This is a genomic window from Rhodococcus sp. P3_B8, assembly GCF_056402775.1.
Window position 1 is genome coordinate 1 of sequence record NZ_JBFUGT010000310.1, and the last position, 7,498, is coordinate 7,498.

At 69.4% G+C, this 7,498-nt stretch carries 4 protein-coding genes; 1 reads left to right on the top strand and 3 read right to left on the bottom strand.

From position 1 onward, the window contains the following. Nucleotides 1–217 precede the first annotated feature (217 nt). A complete protein-coding gene (locus AC1D1G_RS38410; protein ID WP_283332441.1) occupies nucleotides 218–643 on the bottom strand; it encodes a hypothetical protein in 426 nt (141 codons plus the stop codon). Between the two features lie 257 nt (nucleotides 644–900). On the opposite strand from AC1D1G_RS38410, the gene AC1D1G_RS38415 reads away from it, so the two are divergent. Then, nucleotides 901–1,578: a response regulator transcription factor gene (locus AC1D1G_RS38415; RefSeq protein WP_477956208.1), complete on the top strand. Its 678-nt coding sequence runs from the start codon at nucleotides 901–903 to the stop codon at nucleotides 1,576–1,578. Here the strand turns inward: AC1D1G_RS38415 and AC1D1G_RS38420 are convergent. Further along, nucleotides 1,551–2,954: a sensor histidine kinase gene (locus tag AC1D1G_RS38420; RefSeq protein WP_477956210.1), complete on the bottom strand. Its 1,404-nt coding sequence runs from the start codon at nucleotides 2,952–2,954 to the stop codon at nucleotides 1,551–1,553. The genes AC1D1G_RS38415 and AC1D1G_RS38420 overlap by 28 nt on opposite strands. A gap of 14 nt (nucleotides 2,955–2,968) precedes the next feature. After that, nucleotides 2,969–7,390, bottom strand: a complete 4,422-nt coding sequence (locus tag AC1D1G_RS38425; protein WP_477956209.1) for an amino acid adenylation domain-containing protein — start codon at nucleotides 7,388–7,390, stop codon at nucleotides 2,969–2,971. Nucleotides 7,391–7,498: the final 108 nt, after the last annotated feature.

The window sequence follows — 7,498 nt, forward strand, 5'->3', positions numbered from 1 at the left end:
CCCACATCGGCGAGGACCTGCGGCGCTCACTGCTCGCCGAGTTCTCCGAGGCGCAGCTGACCGAACTCGCCGCGGCCATCGCCTGGGAGAACCACCGGGGACGGCTCAATCAGGCGCTCGGTGTGCGGCCCTCGGGGTTCTCCGACAGCGACTTCTGCGTCGTGCCCGAGCAGTAGCCGACGGAGTCTCCGAACTCGGTCCGATCGACGTCAGACAGTCAGCGGCAGCGGGAACGGGACAACCCGCCGAGCACGAAACCCAACCCGATGCCGAGCATCCACACGTCCTTGGCGACGGCGATGCCGTTCTCGTTCGGCCAGATGCTGCCGGGGTTACGCAGCGCGGGCGTCCTCGCGTACATGGCCACGAGGCCGCCGGAGAACCCGGTGAGCGCCGCCCCGGCCACGGCGGAGGGCACGAACGGTGTGAGCAGTGCTGCGCCAGTGCCTATCTCGGCGACCGACAGCAACTTGATGAATCGTTCCGGCGGGATCGCGTTCAGGAACGGGAACGCCCCCGCCGCCATCCCGTGAATACTCTGGGCGGTCTGCTCGTCCGCCGACCATTTCTGCATCCCTGTGTGGAGGATGAAACCCCCGGTCGCGATGCGCGCGGGAAGGTCGCCGAGTGTGGTCAGTCGCATAGTGGTCTCCTGTCGTCCGGGTCGAACCAGAGAAACTGTTCCCTCCTCAGCCTCCCACTCGGCTGACGACCGGGAGCGGTTTCGACGGAGCAACGGCGCCGAGCGGACGGTGGACACACGAAGCCCGGCGGTGGCGGCGGAGGTGTGGGGCATTCGGCCAGTGTCGTCACGGCCCGCTGTGGGAACGCTGAGAGCGCGTGGCCCACCCCGCGGCGGTCTGTTGTACTGAAAGTCGCGGGGCACAGGGAGGAGAGGCGGTGCGAGTTCTTCTGGTCGAGGACGAACGGCGTCTCGCTGAGACGGTGCGCCGTGGACTGACGGCCGAGGGGTTCGTCGTCGACGTCGAGCACGACGGCCTGTCGGGTTTCGAGGCGGCGCTCAGCGGCGACTTCGACGTGGTCGTCCTCGACATCATGCTGCCCGGGAAACACGGGTACGACATCGTGCGGGACCTGCGGCGTCGTGAAGTGTGGACTCCGGTGCTGATGTTGTCGGCCAAGGACGGCGAATACGACCTGGCGGACGCGTTCGACCTCGGCGCCGACGACTATCTGATCAAACCGTTCTCGTTCGTGGTGCTGGTGGCCCGGCTGCGGGCGCTGATCCGCCGCRGCGCACCGCGGCGTCCCCCCGTCCTGACGGTGAACGGACTGGAACTGGATCCCGCCCGGCATCGGGTCACTCGGGACGGCATCGCGCTCGCGCTGACGCCTCGCGAATACAGCGTCCTGGAGTTCTTGATGCGGAATGCCGGGTCCGCGGTCACCAAGCAGGAGATTCTGCAGTCGGTGTGGGACACCCACTACGAGGGCGACGACAACATCGTCGAGGTGTACATCGGTTATCTGCGACGCAAGGTGGATACCCCGTTCGGCAGAAACAGCATCGATACCGTTCGCGGGGTCGGCTACCGGCTGAAGTCCGGTGACGACTGACAGGTACCGTCCACGGGGAGGGCGATCACGAATCGCGCCCCGCCCGTGTCGCTGTCGGTGACGTCGATCGTGCCACCGTGTGTCGCGACGATCTCGGCGACGATCGCCAGGCCCAGCCCCGCACCCCCCGAGTCGCGGGTGCGGGGGGTGTCGAGGCGGACGAACCGTTCGAATATCCGCTGCCGGTCCAGCAAAGCAATCCCCGGCCCGTCGTCGGCGACCTCGAGGACCGCTCCGTCGGACGACGTCCGGCAGTTCAGGCGGATCTCACGCCGGGCGTGACGCCGCGCGTTGTCGACGAGATTGCGCACCACCCGCGCCAGTTGCTGCGGGTCGCCGACCACTCGGACCGGCGCGATCGCCGCCCGCACCACCAACTCCGGCGACATGTCCCGCACTCGGGCACTCTCGGCGTACATCAGGTCGTCGATATCCACATCCACCGACGTGTGGGTGAGCCCGTTCTCGTCGGCCCGGGCGAGGAGCAGCAGGTCCGCGAGGAGATGGTTCATGCGGCGCGCCTCGGGCAGCAACGACTCGTCGACCAGCGACGTGTCGACCAGTTCGGGGCGGGTGTGCGCCAACTCCAGGGCGGCGGTGATGGTGGCCAGCGGGCTGCGCAGTTCGTGCGATGCGTCGGAGACGAATCGTTGCTGTGCGCGGTGACCGGACTCGAGCCGGCCGAGCATGCTGTTCATCGTTTCGGCGAGCCGGGCGATCTCGTCCTGGGTGTCCGGGACCGGGACGCGTTCGTCGAGCCGGTCCGTGGAGATGGCGGCCACCCGCGCCCGGATCCGTTCGACGGGCAGGAGGGCCGCGCCGACGAGTCGATAGCTCGCCACCGCCACCAACGCGACGACGACGGGGCCACCGATCGCCATGAGCAGGGCCACCGTGCCGAGAATGCCCTCGATGGGTTCGCGGTCCGCCCCGACCACGACGGTCGCGGGACCCGACGGCGACTGCGCGCCCTGTTCGACGATCCAGTAGTCGGGTTCGCCGCCGAGGTCGATGTTGCCGAGGTACCGCGAATCGCCGGGCGGCACTGGCTCGAACGTGACAGGGAGGCGGTCGGCGCCGGGTGAGGCCGCCACGACGATGCCGGCCGAGTCGATGACCTGGATGGTGCCGATCTGGCCGTCGGTCGCGAACAAGGAGCTGTCGAGGCCCCCGGGTGCCGCGGTCCGGAGTTCCTCGACGATTTGCCGTGCGCGGGCGTCCGCGGCGTCGCGCGCCGAATGCTCCAGCGTCCGATACAGCACCACGAGCAACGCTCCGCCCGCGAGGACGAGGCAGATCGTGACCACCAGGGCGGCCGCCGCCGCGGACCGGGCGCGCACATTCCACGACCTCGGGTCGAGCAGATTCCGATCCATGGTGTCAGTGTTGCTCATCCACCGTGATCGTCTCCGACGACGGCCAGTAGAGCGTCGACGAAGGACGTCGCGGTGGCCCCGTCGAAGAGGTCGGTGGCGTACACCAGTTCGGCGTCGATCCCGGCCGGCCTGCCGGTGGAGTCGTGGCACTCGGTGAAATGAAAGTGGAGATCGCATTTCGCCACGTCGAGGGGCCGCGGGGTGATGTCGAAACGGAGGCCGGCGACGTCCAGGGTCGCCGGGGTGAAGTTGTTCAGCGACATCGCGACCTGGAAGAACGGGTGCAGCGACGGCGACCGGGGCGGGTCGATCAGGTCGACGAGTCGCTCGAACTGCAGGTCCGCGTGCGCGAAGGCACGCAGTTCGACGTCATGGGTATCTCGGATCACCGCCGCGAGCGTGTCCCCGGGATCGACCCGGGTCCGCAGGACGACGGTGTTGACGAACATCCCGACGACGTCGTCCAATTCCGGGACGTTCCGACCGGCGACCGGGGTGCCGACGGCGATGTCGGTGTCTCCGCTCAACCGAGCGAGCAGGATCGCGACCGCAGATCGCAGCGCGGTGAACACCGTGGCGTGATGTCGGTGCGCAAGCGACGCGAGCGTGACATGTGCGGTCTCGTCGATCCGGAACGTGACGCGTCCCGCGCCGTACGTCCAGTTCTGCGGCCGCTGTCGGTCGAGGGGCAGCCCCACCTCGCCGGGGAGTCCCGACAGTTCCTGGGTCCAGAACGCGAGTTGCCGCGACGCGACGCTTCCCGGATCGTCCTCGGTGCCCAGCATGTCGCGACGCCACACACTGTACTGCGGGTAGGTCACCCGGGGCGGCTCCCAGCCCGGGGGCGCGCCCGCGGTCCGGCTCGCATACGCGGAGACGAGATCGCGTGCGACCAGCGCCAGCGACCATCCGTCCGCGGCGATGTGGTGGAGGACGCACGCGAGGAGGTGATCGCGTGCGTCCAATGCGAAGAGTCGTGCGCGCAAGGGGGGTTCGGTCCGCACGTCGAACGGCGCCCCCATCACCCGATCCACCCGGTTGCCGACGTCGTCGGGTCCGGCGGGGATCGGCGCCAGATCCGGTAGGGCATCGTCGACGGACAGCAGACGCTGATACGGCCCCGACGCCGAGTCAGGGAAGACGGTGCGTAACGCACCGTGGCGCGCCACGACGTCCGCCACAGCGCAGCGCAGCGCGTCGACGTCCACCGCCCCCGCCACCCGCACCGTGAACGGAATGCTGTACAGCGGCGGGGTGGTGGCCGTGCGGTCGATGAACTGCTGCGACGGCGACAGCGGCACCCGGTCGGGCACGGCGGTGGCGGCGATACCCGGAGCGCGCACCGTGCCGGATCCGGAAGCGTCCCTGTCGTCGATCCGCTCCGCGAGCGCCGACACGGTCGGGGTCTCGAACAGCTCACGCACACCGAGCGTCGCGTCGAGTTCTGCGTTCAATGTCGCGACCACCCTCGTGGCGGACAGGGAGTCTCCGCCGAGGTCGAAGAACGAATCGCCCGCCGCGACGGCGGGGACACCGAGCAGTCGGCCGAACACGTCGGCGACCGTGCGCTCGGTCACCGTGTCCGGTTCGCGTCGAGGGGTGGTGGTCGTGCCGAAGTCGGGGGCGGGGAGTGCGCCGCGGTCCAGCTTCTTCGTCGGTGTCAGGGGAACCGCGTCCAGCACCGTGATCGATGCGGGAACCATGTAGTCCGGCAGGAACCGTGCGAGGTCGCGTCTCGCCGACTCGGGCGTGGTCTGCGACTCGCGCCGCACCACGATGTAGGAGACCAGGACCGGGTCTCCGGCCGGGTTGCGGTACACGACCGTGGTGGCGAAGTCGATGTCCGGGTTCCTGCGCAGCGCGGCGTCGATTTCGCCGAGCTCGATGCGGAATCCGCGGACCTTCACCTGATCGTCGGCGCGTTCGAGGAATTCGAGGGTGGTCGCGTTCGTCCACCGGACCCGGTCACCGGTGCGGAACATGCGGGATCCCGGCTTGCCGGCCGGGTCCGCGACGAATCGTGTGGCGGTCAGTGCCGGTTGCCGGTGGTATCCGCGGGCGAGTGCCGGCGTCCCGAGGTACAGCTCGCCGACGGCCCCCGGCGGGAGGGGGCGCAGCAGCGGATCGCAGACCGTCGCCCGCACGCCCCGCATCAGGGACCCGATCGTCACCCGGCTGCCCGGGTCGAGGGGGTCGGTGAGGGTGACGCTGCACGTGGTTTCGGTGGGCCCGTAGGCATTCCGCATCGTCCGGCCGGCCGCCCACCGATCAGCGAGGTCCTGCGGGCACACCTCGCCTCCGACGAGGACCAGCTCCAGGGAGTCGAGCCCGTCGGGTGCCACGGTCGCCAGCGCGGACGGCGTCGACAGCAGATGGGTGATGCGTTCGGCACGCAGCAGTTCTCTCAGCTCCGCCCCGCCGTACACGTCGGTCGGTGCGATCACCAGGGTGGCGCCGCCGATGCACGCCGCGAGCACCTCGACCAGTGCGGTGTCGAAGCTGGGCGATGCGAAATGCAGGACCCGTGAATGTGCTGTGACCGCGTACTTGTCCCGAATCTCCTGCACGAGGTTGGCGAGACCGTCGTGCGTGACGACGACCCCTTTCGGGACCCCGGTGGAGCCGGAGGTGTAGATCACGTAGGCGGGGTGCTCGATGCGCACAGGGCTACCGCGTTCCGCGGTCAGCGGATTCTCGTCGCCGTCGTCGAGGCTCAGCCAGCGGATGGTGCCGGGCAGGCTATCGCGCGCCGAGCGGACGGTGAGACCCAGCGCCGCGCCGGAGTCGCCGAGGGTGTAGGCGATCCGGTCGGTGGGGTGGGTCGGATCGACGGGCACGTACGCCGCGCCGCTCCTGACTACTGCCCACAACGCCAGCACCGATTCGTACGACCGCGGAATCGACACCGCCACCAGGTCCTCGGGTTCGACGCCGTGCCCGGTCAGCACCCGCGCCCACCGGTCGGCGGCCTCGTCGAGTTCGCGGTAGGTCACCACCCGCCCTCGGTCCCGGACCGCGACGGCGTCGGGGCGGGTAACGACGGTCGCCGCGAGAATCCGATCCAGCGTCACAGGTTCCGAATCCGGCAGTCCGGAGGCCGGAGTGAACGCCTCCCGTTCGGCGTCGTGGAACACGTCGAGGTCGGCGACCAGGCGGTCCGTGCCGGTGGCGGCATGGAAGCGCGCGAGGAACACGGTGAATCGTCGATGGTGCCCGGTGACCTCGTCCTCGTCGTACAGCGCCGGACTCGCCTCGACGTCGATGCGCGGAACCGAGCCGGGTGGTCCCGGATAGATGTTGACGGCCAGGTCGGCCGTGGGACCGGTCGTCAGCACCTGCACGCGTCCGCTGACCGGACCGAGAGTGATCTCCTGCTTGAACAGCATCACGTTGAGGACCGGACCGAAGTGGGTGAGACCCGTTCCGGCAGAGGCGGTGTCCTTGCCGATGTCCTCGCGGCGGTACCGCTGATGGCGGAGCGCCCCTGTCAAGGCCGTTCGGGCCGCCCGCACCGCCTCCCGCACCGTGCCGGTGCCGACACCGCGCAGGGGGAGGGGAAGGACGTTCGACACGGAACCACCGGCGCCGCGCAGCCGCGCAGATGTCCTGGCGGACACCGGAAGTGACAGGACCACGTCGTCGGCGCCGGTCATGCGGGCGAGATACGCGGCGAACGCCGCCACCACCACCACGGTCGGGCTGTGCGCGTTCCCGTCGTCGGTGGGACGCAAGAGGTCGCTGCTGCGGTCCGCGCTGCCCCGTGCCACCAGCACCGAGGCGCCGGGATTCGGGGTACGTCGTCCGCTGAGGCCGACCATCGGGGGCAGGTCGCGGACCTGCGCCCGCCAGTAGGCGCGGTCGCGTTCGAAGCGGGGCGAAGACCGGTAGTCCGCGTCGTCCGCCGCGATCCGCCCAGGATCGACCGTCTGGAACTCCGGAGGCCGGTCGCCGTCGATTCCCGCCACGTACAGTTCGGCGGTGCGGCGCATGAACATCATCGCCGCATAACCGTCCATCGCGACATGGTGGGCACGCGAGTACCAGTAGGTGCGCTCGGCGCCCACCTGCAGAATCGTCGATAGGACGAGTGATTCGCCGTACATGTCGACGGGGGAGGTGCAGTCATTCCGCATCCACCGTTCGGCCGCGTCGACCGGATCGGGTTCGTCCCGCAGGTCGACCACCGGCACCGGCTCCGACGTTCCGGTGCCGAAAACCTGGTGGGGCCGGCCGTCCACCTCCCGCACGGTGAACGATCCCAGTTCGTGGACGGCTCGTGCGGACGCGTCCGTCAGCAGGTCCAGGCGTACCGGACCACGCAGGTCCACGTACTGGGCGATCACGTAGGGAATCTCGGGTGTGAGCTGCTGTGCGAACCAAATGGCGTGCTGCGCCTCGGTCAGCGGGACGACCCGCCCGGGTAATCGCACCCGCATCAATGCCTCCTCACAACGACCGAGCCCAGGGACGGGACGACCGCTGATGGTGACACACGCGCGCTGTGAAATCGCTGAGGGCCGTCGTCGCCGCGACCCCACGGGGGA